The organism is Ruthenibacterium lactatiformans, from assembly GCF_000949455.1.
Lineage (GTDB): Bacteria > Bacillota > Clostridia > Oscillospirales > Ruminococcaceae > Ruthenibacterium > Ruthenibacterium lactatiformans.
In genome coordinates, this window is sequence record NZ_JXXK01000001.1 from 314,711 (window position 1) to 333,145 (window position 18,435).

Below are 18,435 nucleotides of genomic sequence, written 5' to 3' on the forward strand. Positions count from 1 at the left end.
TTAGTTGTCTACTGGATTTGCCTCAAAAAATGCGCGTATTTCGGCAATGAAATGAAATACCAGTTCATAACCCGCACTTGCTTCTTTGAGCTTTGGATAATAGTCAGCTGTCGCGGCTTTTAGAATATGCGCGTTGTTTCTCAAATCGTACAAAGCACAGTATTTATCTTTTGTATCCTGAGATAAAACACCTTTTTCTAACGCAAATGTAGCTTTTGTAGGATTGGCAGTCCAAGTGATTTTGGCTTTTTCGGTTTTGCCCTTGCACAGGTATAATGGTTTGCCCTCAAATGTGATTTTAGTGTTAATTGACAATGCAGATGGAAAATCTACATAAGTAGTAGCTGCATACCTGCTTTCAAATTCCTCTTTGAAATATGTTTCCAAAGCATAGTTAAGTAAGGCTTCACAAATAGAGGCATACTGGATGATTTGAAATTTTACAATGCCTTTGTTTTTGGCCATTGGTAAACTAAGTGTTTGCATGAGAGTATATGCAAATCTTGTTTGGTAGAACTCATCTGCTAAATGCTCACGCACCTTTTGGTCTTGGACAAATGAAAATTGGCGTTTAAACCAATCTATCGGATATTCCCTGTCCGGATCAAAACCATAATCAGAAATTAAATTATCATTGCAACATGAAACAACTTTTCCTTTTTCAGCCGGAGATAATTTCATAACTAATTCCTCCAATATTTAAGTCCTGTAAACCAATGGACTATCTGCAAATATCATATTACCTAAATCGACCTAATGCAACATGGGATTCAAGATATTTGTCCTTTCATCATCTTAGTTTGACATCCTTGTGCCCCGATTTTTTCAGAGGTACAATTATCATAGAAGCACAAACCAAGCAAGTTTTATGGGAGGTAGCTGCTGATATGATTGTTATTAAAATCCTTGCCGCTCCCTTTGTGGTGGCGCTGACCCTGATCGTTGCCATCATATCATTTCTATACTGCGTGGCTTCGGCGCTGTGTCATATAGGCTACGTGGTGCTGACCCTGCTGGCCCTTGTCCTGTTCATCGGCGGCCAGACGCTGGGCGGCATAGTGTTCCTTGTACTGGCATTTCTCGTTTCGCCCTTTGGCATCCCTGCCATCGCTGACTGGCTTATGGACAGGCTCTACTCGCTAAAATACTCCTTGCAGGATTTCATCACAGGCTGATACTTCGGGACAACTTGTTATGGGCTTGTGGGAAAATACGGATTTTAGCCCAAGGCAGCAAATTGATGCTTTAAGAAAGCCACCGAGATTCGCAGATTTAGTGGATCTTGGTGGCTTTTTGTTTGCCTTTAATTCTTAAAATTATGTTTTGCGACAGCTATCATATCGACAATCATTTTGTTGCCAAAACTTATATATATTTACGGTTATCGCTTGCCATTAAACATAAAAATAAATTTATAAATTCAGGATATTTATCTTTGTCTTCATCAAACCAATTCTTAAATACCTCAACTGCCCTTGCTGTTTCAAATACATCCTTTGAAGTGGGAAGACCAACCACTAATCTGCCATCTAATATAATTGCTTTAGAATATTCCGAATCATGCTCGTAATCAGCATTTATCTCATACAGTTTTTTTAGGTTCTCATCCAAGGTATGCAGCTTTTGTAATTGAATATTTTTGAAATTTTCATCAATCACTTTATCTCGAAAAGCCGCCTCTAAAAGGCGAGTAGCCTTCTCTTGATTACCGCTTTTTAAATAAGCTAGTGAAAGGCGGTCTACAATAAATTGGTTTTTTTCTTGTTTATAGAGGTTTTCCAAAATATATATCCTGTTATGTAGAGGTAACATGCTAAAAATGGTAAAAATATTCTCACTACCAAATTTGTGCTCAGGACTAAGAAAATACTTAATAAAGATGTCTTCAACAATATGTGATGCCTGTTCTATGGTTTTGCGTAAATCATCATCAGTTACCTGTCCGCTGAAATGTGACCCATCTCCGCCAACCTTAAAAATAAACTGAATTTTATCTGCTATGCCTGCATCATAGTGCTCTCTAATAATTTTGAGCTTTCTTTTCCAGTTTATACCTTCATAAGGTTCCGTAGGTTTTAGATGTGGAGTAACTTTATCCTTTAACAGCAAATCGATGATACCTTCAATATATTGACGCACATTATTTGCACGAATCTTTGATTTTTGTTCTTCGTTCATAAATGTTTCAAAGACGTCCATGAATTGAGGGTGTACAGGCATTAATATTGAAGTTTCCATTTTTATGTCTCCCTTTCTCAACAAAGTTCATTCTTCTAAATACACACCGATAGTTTACGACATATTGTAATAAAGGCGCCTAGAAATCGCATTTACTATTTTACACTATACTGCAATACACATCAACAACAAAGGAGGGCTGCCTACGGCCACAACCTATTTCAAGAAGCACAAGATCAGCAAGGGAGAAACTGTCGCTCAATCCTTGAAAGAGCGGTTTGACTATGGGCAAAACCCAGACAAGACGCAGGGCGGTGAACTGATTTCCTCCTATGAGTGCGACTACATGACCGCCGATGCTGAGTTCCTGCTCTCCAAGGCCAAATACAAGGTCACCACGGGCCGAGAGCAACGGCGGGATGCTGATGTGCTGTGCTATCAGATCCGCCAGTCATTCAAGCCGGGAGAGATCACCCCGGAGGAGGCAAACCGGGTGGGCTACGAAACGGCGATGCGCTGGACAAAGGGCAAGTACGCCTTTTTCGTTGCCACCCACACAGACCGCCAGCACATTCATAACCACATCTACTACAACTCTACTTCGCTGGATTGCTCCCACAAGTTCCGGGATTTCATCGGCTCGGCCCGGGCGGTGCGGCGGCTCTCTGACCGGGTATGTCTGGAAAATGACCTGTCCGTGATTACCAACCCCAAGCTCCATAGCAAGGGCCGTTTTCTCCATTACGGAGCATGGCTGGGGAGGGAACGCCAGCCCTCCTACAAGGAACGGCTGCGGGCGTCCATCTGCGATGCCCTTGCCAAAGGCCCGGATAGCTTTGACGCCTTTCTTCGGCTCATGGAGGAGTCCGGCTATGCGGTCAAGCGGGGGCGTGGCGGTGCGATCTCGTTCCTTGTGCCGGGGCAGCAGCGGGCCACCCGGCTCCGCTCATCTACCCTCGGAGAAGGCTTTGATCCCGGGGACATCCGGGATGTAATTGCGGGCAAGCGCCCCTTGCCGAAGCTGGACGCTCCGGCCCCCGCTGCGCCCAGGCGTGTCGATCTGATCGTGGATATACAGGAGCGGCTCCGCTCCGGGAAAAGCCCGGCCTATGAGCGGTGGGCCAAGGTGTATAACCTCAAACAAATGGCCGCTGCGCTGCAATTCATGCGGGAGCATCAGATCAGCGAATATGACCAGCTCACCACCGAGGCCGAGGCTGTGTCCGCCCGTTTCCGTGTGCTGACGGAGCAGCTCCGGCAAACTGAGGCTGATCTTGCCTATACTTCCGAGCTCATGGGAGCCGTGGTGCAATACGCCAAGACCCGTCCCGTGTTTGAGGAGTACAAGGCGGCTAAGTATAGCAAGAGATTTCTGGCCCAGCATGAGGTGGAGCTGGCTGACTACCGGGTAGCCAAGGCTGCTTTGAACGATCTTCTGGATGGGGCCAAACTACCCAAGATGGCCCAATTAAAAGAAAAGCGCCGCAAGCTGGCAGCGGAGAAAAAGGCCCTGTATGCCAAGTACCGGGCCGCCCAACAGGAAATGCGGCAGGCCGTGGCGGTCAAGACCAATATTGACCATCTGCTGGGCGTGACGGACGGGCGCAAGAATAAGGAACAGGAGCGGTAGCGACGGTGACGCAGACAATTTACTTTGGGACATTTTGTCCCGAAGTACCGGGTTTGGGGAGGCTCCCCAACAAGCGTTTTTGCGGCCCCCTCGGGCTGCAAAAATAGCAAGTGTGGCCACACTTGCCCTGCTTGCCATTAGTGCGCTGCCCTAAACAGCTCAAAAAAACGGAGGTGCGTGTTTCTCTTACGCATCCTCCGTTTCCTTAGCCGCTTTCATCGCTTGGATCGTGGCTTCTACAATTTTCAGTTCTTTTTCGTCCAGAGCATTAAGCATGGCGTCGATACGCTTTCTACACTCGCTGCCTTTATTCTTGGACGGATAAAAATATTGGTCAACCGATATATTGAACATCGTCACCATCTGATAAAAGGTGTTAAGGCTGGGGTGCTGGCCGTCATTCTCGTTATACATGATGGTGCGAGGAGCCCGGTCAACGATATAGGCCAGTTGCTCCTGCGTCATCCCACTGGCTTCCCGAGCTTTTTTTATGGCAAGCCCTATATCGTGAAAGTCAAATCGTCGCTCATCTCGTTCAAACTTCATAACATCACCCAAAATGATTTTACATTTCAGGTATTAGTATTTGAACGATTTACAAAATCACTATACTGACTATTTAATTTCTGGTTCAACATCCATCTCGATTAAACTCGTAATGGCTTGAACCGCAACAACTTTTGACCTGGACAACTGTGCTTCATCAATGATCTGCTGTATATAATCGTGGCAAAGCTGCTCAATGATCCCAAAAGCGATGCGAAGTTTTTCCTCTAAGAAGCAAGACGAAAACTCTGCACTAATAAGAAGTTCCTTAATTTGTGCGAGTAGCCTTGCTTCAAAAGCAACAAAGTAATTTTGTATTTCAGGATCGAGTAACGCCAAGGCCATAAACTCATTATGCGCAGAAACATTCATGGTATGAGAGGTAATCAATGCATCAAGCAGTTCTTTAACAAGGTTATGGAGATCCTCTTTTTGAATTTGCCTGCTAAGGGTAGTTCTAAATTCAGATTCCAATCTGGAAATATACAGACCAATAACTTCCTTTAGAATGTCGTGTTTGTCGTGAAAATAGTTATAGACAATTCCGGTAGAAACATTTGCTGCCTTTGCAATTTCCGCCGTATTAGTCTTATAATACCCTTTTTCGCAAAACAGTTCATAACTTGCTACTATAATAGCATCTTTTTTTCAATAGACCGTTTTTGTTTAGGAATACGGATTTCATTTGTAGGCATTACATTCACCCGCCTTTGTTATCTTAACCATTATACCGCAATATAGTGATCAAATCAATAAAATCTGAAACTAATTTCAGATACATTGTTGACATCAGTCGGATGGCGTGATACACTAAACCTGAAATATATTTCATGTTTTGGAGGAACACAATGACAGAGAACGACAATAAAAAATCTATGTGCTCGTACAAATTCTATCTACTATTTATCATTTTTGCGTGTGGAGGAGCCTGTATTTGGCAATTATTCATTCCTCAAATTGGAGAGCAGTACTCGATTTGGGGAAGTGCGGTTGGTTGGCAGCGAGAAATTGCGTTATGGAATATTGCCTTAATAACAGCAATCATGCTTTCGATAAAGAAAAAGGATATTGCTGCCCTAAGATTATTAACTATTCAAACTACAACACTATGCTGGCTTTTAGGTGCAAATCACCTTGTGGCGTTTGTTAATTCGAACTTTTCTTTTGGTTCTATTCATTTCCTTGGTTTTCTTGAGGTCATGCTTTGTGGGGGAATATGGGGAACCATATTGATTTTTAAGTATCGTCCCCAAAAATAAAAACAGGCAATTCAATTTGATATAGCTCAATCCACCAAAGAAGGGGATAATAAAAAAACCGTTGTTTTGGTGGTTGGAGATTGTGCGCCAAAAACAAAAGTATAGCAACCTTACGGCGGTTTTGAAATATCAATTTCAAGCCGCCGTTTTCTTTTTCAAAAAATGAGAATACGGGGGGTGTGTTAAAGTCGCCCTTTTTTAAGGATACGGCGGTGTCCGGGAGGTATCGCTGTGTCCTTTTTCCTTTTCCACCCACCTAACCTGTCAAAAAAAGCCGGCCATCACAACAGGATCAGTTCGGCATTGAACATGAAATACAGCAGTATGTAAAAAGCAACAAAACATCGCGCGCTTGCGTGTCCTTGTGGCACACGGGCGCATTTTGTTTTGTCTGCTTTGGGACAAGTTGTCCCGAAGTAGGCAAAGGCGGCCCGGGGTGTCGCTCTCCGCCGCCCTCCGTTCAGATCGCCATTCACCCCCAACCATCTGAACGGAGGAATTACAAATGACGACCATCAATCTGAAAGACTTTTATCCGTGGTACACCCACGACGAATACATAGAGGTTTCCGAGGAAGTTGCCGACGAGCTCCGGGCGAGCAGACTGTACGAGGCCGCCTATCAGCGGCGGATCGTCCGCAACAAGGCACAGTATTCCCTCGATTGCGAGGACGGGATCGAATACTCCGCCTGCGTTTCCGAACCCACCCCGCAGGAGCTGCTGGAACGCATGGAGCTGTTCTGCCATTTGTGCGCTGCGCTCAATTCCTTGCCCGAAACGCAGGGCCGCCGGGTGGACGCCTGTGTGATCCTCGGCAAGAGCTATCGGGAGGTGGCTATGGCCGAAGGTGTGAGCAAAACTTCTGTGCAGGAGTCGGTTCAAAGCGGTTTGGCTGCTATGAGAAAATATTTGAAAAAAGTTCTTTGATTGACCCTGCCACAGAGCCGTTTTTTGTCCTTGGTATATGAGAGGAGTTACATCCGATCAACAACTGAATAGCGGCGGCCCCGAGCCATAGAGCGGGGAGCCGGGCGGCGGGTGCGCTGTGACTTCTCCGGCAGGAGAACGAGCGATCAACACCAGCGCCGCAAGTGGGACAAGCCACCCCACGGCCACGATCCGCAGCCGGACAAGCTGGCCGCTTGCCCCTCCGGGCTGCCGCCCCCTCGGGAGCGTCATGCTGAGTATTGCTGTCTTATGACGGGCCAAGGAAATGAGCGTGGTGCTCCCGAAACTTTTTATCAAGGAGGAAACCAACATGAAGTATGATCCCGAACTGGCGGCCCTGCTCACCCAACCGTGGAGCAACAACGCCTGCCGTGGCTATGTCATCTACGCTATGGAAAACTGCGGGTTTTCTCCCTCGGACATCCGGCGTGTGGTGGCAGAGCTCTACGAGGTCTTTGACATCCGTGGGCTGGAGGAAGCCCAGCAGCACTTTGAGAACAGCCCCTACTGACCTTGGGACAAGTTGTCCCAAAGTGGAGCAAGGCAAGAGGGCGGCACCGCCGAAGGTGCCGCCCTCTTGCGTTTCCCCACGGGACAAGGGGGACTGTCGGTCATTGTTTCGTATCGCTCTGGAAGGAGGCCCACATGGAAGATCCCGTACCCGTCAAGGAGGAATACACCTATCAAGTCGGCAAAATCCAATTCATTGTCACGCCCGTCTACAAGGACAAAGGCGAGTCCATGCGTGACATCCTGTTGAAGCTGATGCTGGCCGATTTGGAGCCAGCCTAACTGTTCCATCGACATCCTTAACTCGAGCGGTCGGCAGAGGTATAATATACATAGGATGAAGCCTTGCTCGACTGCTTGGAAAGGAGGGCATTGTGAAGCAGTCAAGTAAGAAAATCTCTACCGGCACAGCCGCTCTCTACTGCCGCCTGAGCCGTGACGATAACATGGACAGCGAGTCCAACAGCATCCAGAACCAAAAGAAAATTCTCCAAAAGGCCGCCAAGGATAAAGGCTACACGGACACTATCTTTTTCGTGGATGACGGTATCACCGGCACTACCATGAAGCGCCCCGGCTTTCAGAAAATGATCGCCGCAATCGAGGCCGGGTACATCTCGGCGGTGTTTGTAAAAGACCTCTCCCGGCTGGGCCGAAACTACATTGAGGTGGGCAAGCTCACCGAGGAGTTTTTCCCGCTCCATGATGTGCGGCTGGTGGCCGTTTCCGATGGCGTGGACAGCGACGAGGGCGAGGACGATTTCACCCCGTTCAAGAACATCATGAATGAATACTACGCCAAGGACATCTCCAAGAAGCGCCGGATCGTCAATAAGATGAAAGGCAACGCCGGGATTCCGCTTTCGCCGCCGCCCTATGGCTACATGAAAAACCCGGACGATCCCCGTTTTTGGGTCATTGACCCGGAGGCCGCCGAGGTGGTGCGCTGCATCTACCGTCTGGCCTTGGAGGGTAACGGCCCCTTGCAGATTGCCACGGCGCTGGGGACGATGGGGGCGCTGAACCCCTCGGCCTATCGAACCAGCAAGGGGATTAGCAAGGGCGGCTCCAAAAGTACGCTGGAGCCTACCAAGTGGAACCATACCACCGTCAAGAAAATCCTCACCTTGCAGGAATACTGTGGCGATGTAATTAACTTCAAGACCTATTCCAAGTCCTACAAGATGAAGCGTCGGATTGAAAACCCGGAAGAAAACCGGGCAATCTTCCTCAATGTCCATGAGCCCATCATTGACCGTGTGACTTGGGAAAAGGTGCAAAGCCTGCAAACCACCCGGCGCAGGCGGCCTACCGTAACAAAGGAGTCCAGCGCCTTTTGCGGCTATCTGAAATGCCCGGAGTGCGGAGGCAATCTGACTTTCCACTTCAACCAAGGCAACCACGACATCAAGTTCTTTAGCTGCAACAACCACAATTCCGGGCTCCGCAAATGCTCGTCTACCCACTATATCCGGCTGGACTTCTTGGAACAGGTCGTGCTTTACGAGGTACACCGGCTGGCCTGTTTCGCCAATGAGTACGAAAACGACTTTATCAAGGCGATGGTGGGCCGCTCGGCAAAGGTAGCGGAAAATGACCGGGTACGCAAGAAGCGGGAGCTGGACGGGCTACTGGCCCGGGACAGGGAGCTGGATATGCTCTTTGAACGGCTCTATGAGGACAATGTGTCCGGCAAAATCGACGATGCCCGGTTCGCCAAAATGTCCAAGCGGTATGAGCAGGAACAGGGCGAAAACGCCGGACGGATCAAGGCGCTGCGGTTGGAGCTGAAAAAGCTGGAAGATAAGCGGATGGATGTGGACACCTTCTTGGAAACGGTGCGCCGCTATACCGACGCCACCACCATCACCAAACGCATGGTTGCCGAGCTCATTCAGTACATCGAGGTTTATCCGGCGGTCAAGGAGGACGGCATTACCAATCAGCGGGTGACAATTCACTACAACTGCATTGGAGCCTTTGAGGTGCCGGATTGCCGGAAGATCCCCGAGCGGGACATTCTTTTGGAAACGAGAAAAGGCGTAGCATTAAGCTACGCCCCCGTACAGATCGCTATATAAACTTGGAAATAAAAAATGCGGAGTATCATCAGCAGACCTTTTCAGATCCTTTAATGATACTCCGCATGGTCCGAGTGGCGAGAGTCGAACTCACGGCCTCTTGAACCCCATTCAAGCGCGCTACCAAACTGCGCTACACCCGGACATTGCCGCCCGTTCCGGCGGCAAAAATTATTATACGTCATCCTTGCACTTTTGTCAACGTCTTTTTTTCATTTTCACGGCATGATATTTTCATGCAGACCTGCGGTTCCTGTCTCAGACTGTTTTTGTATTGGTCGTAACAGAACTGGATGATGCTGTTACGCTTGATCAGGCCGATAAAACTGTTTTTTCCATCAATAACAGGCACAAAGTTTTGCCGCATTGCCGCCGCGATCAGTTCTTCCATGTCCGTATCCACTGAGACGCATTTGTTATCCCGCTTGCGCGGGATGCTCATGATCGGCATATCCTCGGCGTCCTGCAGATTCAAGTTATAATTCCGCTTCACCGCCCACAGGATATCACCCTCTGTAATGGTGCCAACATACTCTCCTTTCCTATTTAAAATAGGTATGGAGGAATAACGGTGGTACTCCATTTTCTCAATCGCCTGGCGCAGGGTGAAGTCATCATACAGATACGCCACCTCGGCCTTCGGCGTTAAAAAAACAAAAGATTCATGCGATTATCCTTTTCCTCTCCTAAATTACTGAGGATTAGCCCTGATTCATTATATCATACTCACGAACAGGATGCATGAAAGATTTGTTAATTGAACACGCAGAAAAACCGGGGCTCGTTCCGATGAAACAAGCCCCGGCTTCTTTAGCGATACATTGTCCGGGCTGCATTCAGCAGGACTTTGGGGGCCTTGTTGTAGGGTGTGACAGGACATATCTTTTTGGGGATATCGAACAATGTGTACACGGCGATACGGGCCGCACGGACAGAATATTCCTCGGTGAACACCATATCCTCCGGTATCTCTACAAACTGGCTCACCATCGCAAAGTTTGTGCTGCCCTGCGGCACCACCGGCGGCCGGTCGGCCATTGCCCGCGGCTGGAATTGTGCATCCACATACGGCATCATACACGGAATGACATTAACGACATCCGCCATGATCTCTTCCTGATGTTCTTCCCAGTGCAGTTGATGCAGCAGCTCTTTCAGGATCTCTGCGCCGGTACAATCTCTCATGGGCTTTTTCACATAATCTCCCACATGATCCGTATAAAGGCCGTAGCCCCAGAAAATCGTGGTATCCGGATCCTGGGCTTTGAAGTGCGGTTGTGCCGCCACCACAATGCTCATACGCCACGAAGAATCCTTAAAGGTCATCAGCGCTCCGGAGCCGGGGATGTTGCCCGAATAGTTTTCGATCATCTTCAGCAGCCGGTTTCCTTTGCAGGTCACCGTAAAGCTTTCCCAGTTGCTTTCATTCACGTTGCCGAAGAACGGTTCCGGATTGCCCAACCCCGGCCGCTTCGCCGCCACCTTCGCCCACAGCTCAGCGGAAACCGGCTTTCGTTCCGGTGCCGGAGCCGGTGCATGCAGGCTGCCCAATGTAGCGGAATCCGTCATACAGGCATTCGTCATGATACATACGTCGCCTTCGCGCAGATCGACCGCGGAACCGTCCGCAAAATGCAGCGCTGTCGCCGTCAGCGCCTCCCCGGGTGCAAAATCGATATCCGTCACGGTACGCCCTGTTTCAAACCGAACGCCGTTCGTCTCCAAATAGGCCTTCAGTGGCAGGATCACGCTCTCATACTGATTATACGGCGTTCGTGTGACGCCCTCCAGCGTTTCAATACGCGGGAACTCAAAAATCATGCGGTTCATATAGCGCCGGAACTCGAACAGACTGCTCCATTTTTGGAAAGCAAAGGTCGTCTGCCACATATACCAGAAATTCGTTTCAAAGAAATGCGGGCCGAACCAATCCTCGATGGTCATATTGTCGAGCCGTTCCTCCGGTGTAAGCAGCAGCTTTGTCATTGCCAAGCGGTCCGCATTGTCAAAGCCCATGCTGCGGACATCGAGAATTTTGGCGTCCTTGTCGATCAGACGTGCATGCGCACATGTGGGATGCGCATGGTCAAAGTTCAAAATTTCCTCTGTGACGCTGCGCTGCGGTTGCTCCAACGACGGAATGCTGCGGAACAACTCCCAGAAATTTTCATAGGTCTCTTCGTTGAGCATACGGCCACCGCGGCAGACAAAGCCCTGCTGTACACTGCCCGCACCGTCGTTTGAGCCGCCCAAGACATCCATGCTTTCCAGTATGTGAATGTTGTGACCGTCAAAATTCGCATCCCGTACAAGGTATGCAGCCGCCGCCATAGATGCCAGGCCGCCGCCCACAAGATAAACCTGCTTATCGCCGTAATTATGGGGCTGGAGGCTTTCCTTTTCCCTGCGCATTTCCTGTGCCTGCGCCTGTTTTTTTACTTTGCTTGCCGCGTAAACCGCGCCGCCCGCTGCTGCGGCTGCCGCTGCGATGCCCAAAACCTTTTTATTCATAATGCTCATGCGCCCTTTCTCTTCGGGACATATGTCCCATTTTCCTTTCGGTGGCATCAGTATACCGCCCGTCCAGGCGCATGTCATTATACAGTTGTACGCCCCTGTAAAAAAAGCAGACAGTAACCATCGGTTGTACGTTTTTTAGACAAACCGCACATTTTGTCTATGGGCAAGTGTACTTCCATGGCGTAGGATAGAAGCGAAGTAAGGTGATGAGATGACCTTTGAACAAAAGCTGAAGGCTGCAGCGCTGGAAGCCGCCCTGCATCCCGCACTGCGGCACGCAGCCAAAAACCCGGCGCGAACGGCACGCAACCTCGTTGAATTTACCGCAGGCGTCGCCGGCGGCTTATTTGACGATGCACAAAAAGCCAAGCTGTATGATGCAGTCTATCCCATGCTGCAGGAAGCGGACCGGGAACACCTTTTCGCTCTGCTGGAACACGCCGCCGGACTTTGCGAATGACAAGAAGGACGCCGCAAGATCTGCGGCGTCCTTTTTGTTGTACATATTTCTACAAAGCAGGCTTTTCGCCCCGCTCTTCAACATAACGCCGGTATGCCAGCTTCTCACTGTCCTGTGCAAGCCGTTTTAGGCTGCGGGCCAGCTCCTCCGGCGGCGTTTTCATACCGGCAGACACCCAAGCTCTGACTGTTCCGCAGCTTCCGTAGGCATAAAAGTCTGCAAAAAACGCCTTGTCAGCATCCGGTACCGTGCCATTGTCCAAAGCTTCGACGGCCTCCAGGAAAAGTGCGCGCACCACTTTGAACAAATAGTTTCCAAAGGTGTCCGGCGTACAGCGCACCGTATTTTCGTAGAACTTTTTATCCGCACGCATGGTCTCGAACAGCACTGCGATATGGCTGTCCCAGTTTTCCAGCGTAATTCCGTCGACCAGCCGCGCAAACCCCTCCGTATAATAAATCCAATTCAGCAGCTCATACTTGTCTTCAAAATGATAATAAAATGTCTGACGGTTGAGGCCGCAGGTGGAGGTGATGTCCGCAATGCTGATCTTGTCAAAGCTTTTCTCGCGGCACAGTTCTTTCAAGGCTGCGGCAATGGCGTGTTTCGTGATATTGGAATCCGGCAAATCAGCGTTCCACCCTTTCCTTTTATTGTTTCCAGTATACGACGCCCACCGTATTTGTGCAAGCGCAAAACATTTTCGCACAATATTTTTCATCATTTAAATATTATTTTGTTGATTTAACTCATTATATATGGTATACTTAAAAAAAGCGTTCAACTTTCTGCGTGGAAAGGGGGACGCTTTTGAAAATGGGAGGCCTATTATGGAAAAGCGCATCGTTAAATTGTACGCAAAGAACAACACCGTTCCCCTGAAGGTCGTTCCTGGCCATTTTGCCACCAACCATTCTCATGTAAATTACTATATCGACATGACAACGCTCAAAACGCGCCTGTCAGAAGCCGGGTCTGTAGCCGCTTCGCTGGCAGGCCTTTATATGACGAACACTATCGTGGACACCATCGTCTGTCTGGACGGCACCCAGGTCATCGGTACTTTGCTCGCCCAGGAACTTACACGCGCCGGATATCTCTCCATGAACGCTCACGGCACTATCTACGTGGTCACACCGGAATACAACTCCAATAGCCAAATGATTTTCCGCGACAATATCCAGCCAATGATCCAGGGTAAGCATGTCATTGTCCTGATGGCCTCCGTCACCACAGGCATCACCATCCGCAAAAGCATGGAATGCATCTCCTATTATGGCGGCATGCTCGTGGGAATATCCGCGATTTTCAGCGCAGTAGACGAGGTGGAAGGCCAGCCCGTCAACGCAGTGTTCCACAAGGATGATATTCCCGATTATCAGAGCTGCGCCATGCACGACTGTCCGCTGTGCAAAGAGGGACGGCGCATCGACGCCCTGGTAAACAGTTTTGGATACTCCAAGCTGTGATAAAGCAAAAAAGAGCGGCTTCACGCCGCTCTTTTTGATTTGCGCTTCCCGCCCGCCTTCGTACGCAGCGGCGCACACGAGCCGTTTCAAATACCTGCGCCGCGCAGGATATCATTTGCAACAGGCGTATAAAAGAGCTTCTGCACCTCGTTGGGGTCATCCGTCAACGCAAGCAGCCACATCAGCTTTGCCACCACGGCCTCAGTCGTCATATCAAAGGCTTCCAGCACGCCCAGGCTGTTTTTCAGGCTGTGCCCCACATTATATATGCTCAGATCGCTGCCTTCGTTCTGCACCTGTGTCGTAACAACAACGGTCTTCCCTTTTGCTGAAGCCTTGCGGATAACCTCGTAAAACTCCCCGGTCTCACCCGACGGCACGCCGCCGACGCCAAAGCTCTCCAGAATGACCGCATCGTTTTCATCCAGAAGGAAGCGGAGCTGCCCCGCCGAAGCCCCCGGAATCAGCTTGAGCAGTGCCACACGGCTATTCAAAGCATCATAAAACACGGGTTCCGCCTGAGCCTGCGGGCGGATATAGGGTACCAGACAATTGTCCTGCACAACCCCCAGAACCGGATAATTAATGCTGGAAAACGCACCAAAGCTTTTGGAATAAGTTTTGCGCGCACGGGTCCCCAGGATCACCGCACCGCCGAACACAATCTGCACGCCCGGGATGCGTCCGTCACAAGCGCAGACAAAGCTGTCCAGCAGATTGGTCTTGGAGTCCGTAATATCCATATTGATGGGCTTCTGGCTGCCGGTGAGCACAATGGGCTTGGGGCCCTGCTGAACAAGGTAGCTGAGTGCAGCGGCGGTATACGCCATCGTATCCGTGCCATGGCACACCACAAAACCGTCACAGGAAGAATACGCTTCGCGAATGGCACGCGCGATCTCCAGCCAGTAAGCAGGAGACATGTTCGTGCTGTCAATGTTGCATACCTGGCGGCAGGTCACATCGCAAAGCTCGCGCACCGCCGGGACATATTTCAGGAACTGGTCCGTGGTAAGCTCCGGCACAAGCCCTGCGCCGGTCATTTCGGACGCGATGGTGCCGCCGGTACCAATCATAAGAACACGCTTCATGTCCATCACTCTCCCGCTTTATATTCTCCTGTACACTCAAAAAAATACGAAAAGCGCCGGACAATTTCGTCCGGCGCTTTTGCATTGGAGGTGCCGACCAGATTTGAACTGGTGCATAGAGGTTTTGCAGACCTCTGCCTTACCGCTTGGCTACGGCACCATAAAACTTTGGCGCCGCAGTTGAAGCTACAGCGCCAAATTTTCATGGAGCGGATTACGAGGCTCGAACTCGCTACCTCCACCTTGGCAAGGTGGCGCTCTACCAGATGAGCTAAATCCGCGGGAAGGCTTTGCGCTTGCAAAGCCCTTGGTGCCTCCGATCGGAATCGAACCAATGACACGGGGATTTTCAGTCCCCTGCTCTACCGACTGAGCTACAGAGGCAAATGGCGACCCGGATGAGGCTCGAACTCACGACCTCTAGCGTGACAGGCTAGCGTTCTAACCAACTGAACTACCGGGCCATCATGGTGGAAGTTAACGGGCTCGAACCGCTGACCCTCTGCTTGTAAGGCAGATGCTCTCCCAGCTGAGCTAAACTTCCGAAACCAAACCGACGCATGCTATTTTATCACATCAACTACTTATTTGTCAAGCAGTTTTGCGATAATAAAAATCCGGTATTCGGTTTGGCGCATACCGGAAAATGGAGCGGATTACGAGGCTCGAACTCGCTACCTCCACCTTGGCAAGGTGGCGCTCTACCAGATGAGCTAAATCCGCGTAACCGCCGCTGCTCTCTGAGCGGCGATATTTATTTTATCTTATTGCCGTATATTTGTCAATAGGAATCCGGCAATTTTTTCAAAAAAACGCCTTTATCCTTTCGTTTTGTCCAAAAGCGTGCCGGCGTCCACATAATATTTTTTGTCGCAGAAATGGCACGAAACCTCAACAGGCTTGCCCTCCGCCGCCATTTCCGCAAGCTCATCCCGCCCAAGCGAAAGCAGTGCGCGTTCCACACGCGCCTGGCTGCAATCGCATTGATACCGCACCTGCTGCTCGTCCAACACATTCGGGGCGAAGCCCGCCAGAGCCTGCTCCATAATCTGTTCCAAAGACGCGCCGCTGCGCAGCAGCTCTGTCACAGAGGGCAGCGCCGCCACATTTTGTTCCAAATGTGTGATCTCCGCGTCGCTGGCTCCCGGCAGCAGCTGCAGCAGATAGCCGCCCGCCGTCAGGATGGAAAGGTCCCTGTCCACCAGCACCCCCAGCGCACACACTGTGGGCGTCTGTTCGCTGACAGCGTAGTATGCCGTAATATCCTCCGCGATCTCTCCGCTCACCAGCGGCACCTGGCCCACATACGGCTCTTTCATTCCAAGGTCTTTCACAACGCTCAGCGTGCCATCACGGCCTACAGCGCCGCCTACATCCAGTTTGCCGTCTGCCCGAGGCGGCAGCTCCACCACAGGCTGCTCTACATAACCGCGTACATTGCCCGCCCCGTCCGAAACTGCCAGAACGGTACCCGACGGACCGCCGCCTTTGATACGCAGCGTCAGAGAATCCTTTTCGCTCTTGAGCATTACACCCATCATCGACGCGGCTGTAAGCAGCCGCCCCAGAGCTGCCGAGGTCACCGCGGACGTCTTATGGATGCGCTCGGCTTCACGGACGATATCTGTGGAATCCACGGCGCAAAAAAGCACCCCGCCATTTTCGGAAATGGCGCGTATCAATCTTGACATCATTCATTCTCCCCTGCGGCCTGTTTCACCGCCGTAATAAAATAGCGCACGCTGTCCGGGCGCAGCGGGCCGAAATCCTCGCCGTCCGCCACATGCTCCACGCGCAGCCCCGCCTGCCTGCAGGCACGGGTTATCTCTTCCAGAGAATAGGCATACTCCGTGAAGGCCTCCTTGTCGCATTCATCCATATCGGGATAAGTGATCTCCACCGCGATATGCGTGCAGCACGCAGCCGCGTCATAACGGTTGCGCCAGACACAATACGCGTCGTCCGCCTCAATCTCATAGACATTGTCGCTCAAAATATGTGCGTGCTTGTAAGGCGTGTTCATATCAAAAAGCACCAGTCCGCCCGGCTCCACAAACAGAGCAGCGCGGCACAAGGCCCGCCGGAATTTTTCGGCAGGCCCGATGTGATTGAACGTATCGAATGTGGACACGGCAGCGCGCACCGTACCGTAAAGGTCCAGCTCTGCAATGTCCTGGCACAGCAGCAACAGGCCTTCCTGCCCCGTTTCCCAAGCCTTCTCCCTCAGGACGCTGAGCATCTCCGGCGAGAGGTCTACGCCGATCATATCATATCCCGCGGCCGCCAGGCGGAGCGTCAGTTCTCCCGTACCGCACCCCAGGTCCGCCACGATGCCGTCCTCCACACCGTGAGCGCGGAGCACGCCGCATACGTACCGGAACAGGGAGTCATAGTCCGCGTCCTCGTTGAACGCGTCATATACCCCTGCAAATGCTTCGTAAGCCATTATACGTCGTTGCGCACGAGGTCCTCGTACGTTTCGCGCCGGACGGCAAGGCTGTCCTCTCCGCCGCGCACCATCACCACGGGCAGACGGGGCACACGGTTATAATTGGACGCCATGGAATAATTGTACGCGCCCGTGGACAGCACAGCCAGGATATCTCCCACAGCAGGCGTCTGGAGCTGCGTGTTTTCCTGAATCAGGTCGCCGCTCTCACAGCAGCGCCCTGCGATCGTCGCTGTAAAGTCTTTTTGCTGTGCAGCCTTGTTTGCAACGACCGCCTCATAAGCAGACTGGTAAAGCGCATAGCGCGGGTTGTCCGTCATGCCGCCGTCGATGGAAACATATGTACGGTAGCCCGGAATGGTTTTGACGCTGCCGATGGTATACAGCGTGATGCCCGTATCCCCTACAATGGAACGTCCCGGCTCAATGCAGATAAACGGCACCGGAAAGCTGTTTGTTTCGCAGAAACCCAGCACCACCTTGGAGACCGCCTCCATATAGCTTTCCAGCGCCTTGGGATCATCCTGCGCCACATAGCGGATGCCGAAGCCGCCGCCCAGATTCAGCTCTTCAATGGTATATCCCAGCTCTGCGCGCACCTGCTGTGCAAAGCCCAGCATTACTTCGGCTGCATGGCAGAAAGGATCGATATCAAAGATCTGCGAGCCGATGTGACAGTGAATGCCCGCCACACGGATGCCCGGTGTCTTGAGCGCCGCAGCCACAGCCTGCAGCGCTTCGCCCGTCTCCAGCGCAAAGCCGAATTTGGAGTCGATCTGGCCGGTGCGGATGAAATTATGCGTATGCGCGTCGATACCCGGCTTGATGCGGAACAGCACGCTGGCCGTTTTGCCCGCTGCCTTTGCCAGCGCGCCCAGCAGCTCCAACTCAGCGATGTTATCCACCACGATACGCCCCACACCGCTCTCCAGCGCCATGGTCAGCTCATCAGCCGTCTTATTGTTTCCGTGGAAATAAATTCGCTCAGCCGGGAACCCCGCCTGCAGCGCCGTGTACAGCTCGCCGCCGGACACCACATCCGCACCAAGGCCTTCTTCGTTCAGGATACGGTACATCCGCTTGCAGCAGAACGCTTTGCTGGCATACAGTACCAGACCCTTTTTATGATAATGCGCGTCCATGGAATTTTTCAGCGCGCGGCAGTTGGCCCGGATGGCATCCTCGTCCATCACATACAACGGCGTACCGTATTTCGAGGCCAGCGCTACGGTATCCAACCCGCCGATCGTCAAATGTCCATGCCCGTTGACAGCCGTCACTTTTGTTTCCATA

Annotated in this window: 20 protein-coding genes, 7 tRNA genes and 1 pseudogene; 9 read left to right on the forward strand and 19 right to left on the reverse strand. The window is 51.0% G+C overall.

Annotated features, from left to right (window positions below; all coding sequences use genetic code 11):
* The gene (locus TQ39_RS01520) at nucleotides 1–681 is read right to left on the reverse strand and encodes a hypothetical protein (protein WP_050004302.1); all 681 of its coding nucleotides are present in this window, start codon (nucleotides 679–681) and stop codon (nucleotides 1–3) included.
* 206 nt (nucleotides 682–887) lie between these two features.
* On the opposite strand from TQ39_RS01520, the gene TQ39_RS01525 reads away from it, so the two are divergent.
* On the forward strand, nucleotides 888–1,175 hold the full coding sequence (locus tag TQ39_RS01525; RefSeq protein ID WP_050004303.1) for a CD1845 family protein: 288 nt from the start codon (nucleotides 888–890) through the stop codon (nucleotides 1,173–1,175).
* A gap of 190 nt (nucleotides 1,176–1,365) precedes the next feature.
* Here the strand turns inward: TQ39_RS01525 and TQ39_RS01530 are convergent, their stop codons facing one another.
* Nucleotides 1,366–2,238 carry a hypothetical protein gene (locus tag TQ39_RS01530; protein ID WP_050004304.1) on the reverse strand — a complete coding sequence of 291 codons (873 nt, stop codon included), beginning with the start codon at nucleotides 2,236–2,238 and terminating at the stop codon, nucleotides 1,366–1,368.
* A gap of 205 nt (nucleotides 2,239–2,443) precedes the next feature.
* Between TQ39_RS01530 and TQ39_RS01535 the strand changes: the two genes are divergently transcribed.
* Nucleotides 2,444–3,808 (forward strand): relaxase/mobilization nuclease domain-containing protein, encoded by a 1,365-nt coding sequence (locus TQ39_RS01535; RefSeq protein ID WP_050004305.1) that lies wholly within the window; start codon nucleotides 2,444–2,446, stop codon nucleotides 3,806–3,808.
* Nucleotides 3,809–3,994: 186 nt separating this feature from the next.
* On the opposite strand, the gene TQ39_RS01540 is transcribed toward TQ39_RS01535, so the two are convergent.
* The 3 genes and pseudogenes from TQ39_RS01540 to TQ39_RS21945 form a co-directional block, all read right to left on the reverse strand.
* Nucleotides 3,995–4,354: a helix-turn-helix transcriptional regulator gene (locus tag TQ39_RS01540; protein ID WP_050004369.1), complete on the reverse strand. Its 360-nt coding sequence runs from the start codon at nucleotides 4,352–4,354 to the stop codon at nucleotides 3,995–3,997.
* A 69-nt stretch (nucleotides 4,355–4,423) separates the two neighbouring features.
* A complete protein-coding gene (locus tag TQ39_RS01545) occupies nucleotides 4,424–4,828 on the reverse strand; it encodes a hypothetical protein (RefSeq protein WP_050004306.1) in 405 nt (134 codons plus the stop codon).
* 33 nt (nucleotides 4,829–4,861) lie between these two features.
* A pseudogene (locus TQ39_RS21945) lies at nucleotides 4,862–4,990 on the reverse strand (TetR/AcrR family transcriptional regulator); the annotation flags it as partial.
* 212 nt (nucleotides 4,991–5,202) lie between these two features.
* On the opposite strand from TQ39_RS21945, the gene TQ39_RS01550 reads away from it, so the two are divergent.
* From TQ39_RS01550 to TQ39_RS01565, 5 genes are all read left to right on the forward strand, one after another.
* Complete coding sequence (locus tag TQ39_RS01550; protein WP_050004307.1) at nucleotides 5,203–5,613, forward strand: hypothetical protein; 411 nt, start codon at nucleotides 5,203–5,205, stop codon at nucleotides 5,611–5,613.
* Nucleotides 5,614–6,118: 505 nt separating this feature from the next.
* On the forward strand, nucleotides 6,119–6,541 hold the full coding sequence (locus TQ39_RS01555; protein ID WP_050004308.1) for an RNA polymerase sigma factor: 423 nt from the start codon (nucleotides 6,119–6,121) through the stop codon (nucleotides 6,539–6,541).
* 331 nt (nucleotides 6,542–6,872) lie between these two features.
* Nucleotides 6,873–7,073 (forward strand): hypothetical protein, encoded by a 201-nt coding sequence (locus TQ39_RS01560; RefSeq protein ID WP_050004370.1) that lies wholly within the window; start codon nucleotides 6,873–6,875, stop codon nucleotides 7,071–7,073.
* A 134-nt stretch (nucleotides 7,074–7,207) separates the two neighbouring features.
* Entirely contained in the window at nucleotides 7,208–7,354 is a 147-nt protein-coding gene (locus TQ39_RS21170; RefSeq protein ID WP_006573143.1) for a hypothetical protein, read from the forward strand.
* A gap of 92 nt (nucleotides 7,355–7,446) precedes the next feature.
* Nucleotides 7,447–9,153, forward strand: coding sequence for a recombinase family protein (locus TQ39_RS01565; RefSeq protein ID WP_050004309.1), 1,707 nt, complete (start codon nucleotides 7,447–7,449; stop codon nucleotides 9,151–9,153).
* A gap of 66 nt (nucleotides 9,154–9,219) precedes the next feature.
* Here TQ39_RS01565 and TQ39_RS01570 read toward each other — a convergent pair.
* From TQ39_RS01570 to TQ39_RS01580, 3 genes are all read right to left on the reverse strand, one after another.
* Nucleotides 9,220–9,296, reverse strand: a tRNA-Pro gene (locus TQ39_RS01570).
* 38 nt (nucleotides 9,297–9,334) lie between these two features.
* On the reverse strand, nucleotides 9,335–9,784 hold the full coding sequence (locus tag TQ39_RS01575; protein ID WP_050004310.1) for a CBS domain-containing protein: 450 nt from the start codon (nucleotides 9,782–9,784) through the stop codon (nucleotides 9,335–9,337).
* 179 nt (nucleotides 9,785–9,963) lie between these two features.
* Nucleotides 9,964–11,664: an oleate hydratase gene (locus tag TQ39_RS01580; RefSeq protein WP_050004371.1), complete on the reverse strand. Its 1,701-nt coding sequence runs from the start codon at nucleotides 11,662–11,664 to the stop codon at nucleotides 9,964–9,966.
* Between the two features lie 220 nt (nucleotides 11,665–11,884).
* Here TQ39_RS01580 and TQ39_RS01585 point away from each other — a divergent pair, with 220 nt between their 5' ends.
* Nucleotides 11,885–12,133: a hypothetical protein gene (locus tag TQ39_RS01585; protein ID WP_009325846.1), complete on the forward strand. Its 249-nt coding sequence runs from the start codon at nucleotides 11,885–11,887 to the stop codon at nucleotides 12,131–12,133.
* A gap of 49 nt (nucleotides 12,134–12,182) precedes the next feature.
* Here TQ39_RS01585 and TQ39_RS01590 read toward each other — a convergent pair whose 3' ends face one another.
* Nucleotides 12,183–12,761, reverse strand: a complete 579-nt coding sequence (locus TQ39_RS01590; protein ID WP_009325847.1) for a TetR/AcrR family transcriptional regulator C-terminal domain-containing protein — start codon at nucleotides 12,759–12,761, stop codon at nucleotides 12,183–12,185.
* 202 nt (nucleotides 12,762–12,963) lie between these two features.
* Between TQ39_RS01590 and TQ39_RS01595 the strand changes: the two genes are divergently transcribed.
* Complete coding sequence (locus TQ39_RS01595) at nucleotides 12,964–13,602, forward strand: phosphoribosyltransferase (RefSeq protein WP_009325848.1); 639 nt, start codon at nucleotides 12,964–12,966, stop codon at nucleotides 13,600–13,602.
* Between the two features lie 86 nt (nucleotides 13,603–13,688).
* Here TQ39_RS01595 and TQ39_RS01600 read toward each other — a convergent pair whose 3' ends face one another.
* The 10 genes from TQ39_RS01600 to lysA form a co-directional block, all read right to left on the reverse strand.
* Nucleotides 13,689–14,693 (reverse strand): asparaginase, encoded by a 1,005-nt coding sequence (locus TQ39_RS01600; protein ID WP_050004372.1) that lies wholly within the window; start codon nucleotides 14,691–14,693, stop codon nucleotides 13,689–13,691.
* Nucleotides 14,694–14,778: 85 nt separating this feature from the next.
* Nucleotides 14,779–14,853: transfer RNA gene (locus tag TQ39_RS01605), tRNA-Cys, on the reverse strand.
* A 45-nt stretch (nucleotides 14,854–14,898) separates the two neighbouring features.
* Nucleotides 14,899–14,974 (reverse strand) — tRNA-Gly (locus tag TQ39_RS01610).
* A 27-nt stretch (nucleotides 14,975–15,001) separates the two neighbouring features.
* Nucleotides 15,002–15,077, reverse strand: a tRNA-Phe gene (locus TQ39_RS01615).
* A 3-nt stretch (nucleotides 15,078–15,080) separates the two neighbouring features.
* A tRNA-Asp gene (locus TQ39_RS01620) sits at nucleotides 15,081–15,157 on the reverse strand.
* A 4-nt stretch (nucleotides 15,158–15,161) separates the two neighbouring features.
* A tRNA-Val gene (locus TQ39_RS01625) sits at nucleotides 15,162–15,237 on the reverse strand.
* 103 nt (nucleotides 15,238–15,340) lie between these two features.
* A tRNA-Gly gene (locus tag TQ39_RS01630) sits at nucleotides 15,341–15,416 on the reverse strand.
* A gap of 95 nt (nucleotides 15,417–15,511) precedes the next feature.
* Nucleotides 15,512–16,384 carry an Hsp33 family molecular chaperone HslO gene (gene hslO / locus TQ39_RS01635; RefSeq protein WP_050004311.1) on the reverse strand — a complete coding sequence of 291 codons (873 nt, stop codon included), beginning with the start codon at nucleotides 16,382–16,384 and terminating at the stop codon, nucleotides 15,512–15,514.
* Nucleotides 16,384–17,139: a class I SAM-dependent DNA methyltransferase gene (locus tag TQ39_RS01640; RefSeq protein ID WP_050004312.1), complete on the reverse strand. Its 756-nt coding sequence runs from the start codon at nucleotides 17,137–17,139 to the stop codon at nucleotides 16,384–16,386. Before TQ39_RS01640 ends, hslO begins: the two co-directional genes overlap by 1 nt.
* Nucleotides 17,139–18,434: a diaminopimelate decarboxylase gene (lysA, locus tag TQ39_RS01645; RefSeq protein WP_009325852.1), complete on the reverse strand. Its 1,296-nt coding sequence runs from the start codon at nucleotides 18,432–18,434 to the stop codon at nucleotides 17,139–17,141. The genes TQ39_RS01640 and lysA overlap by 1 nt, the downstream gene beginning before the upstream one ends.
* Between the last annotated feature and the right edge of the window lies 1 nt (nucleotide 18,435).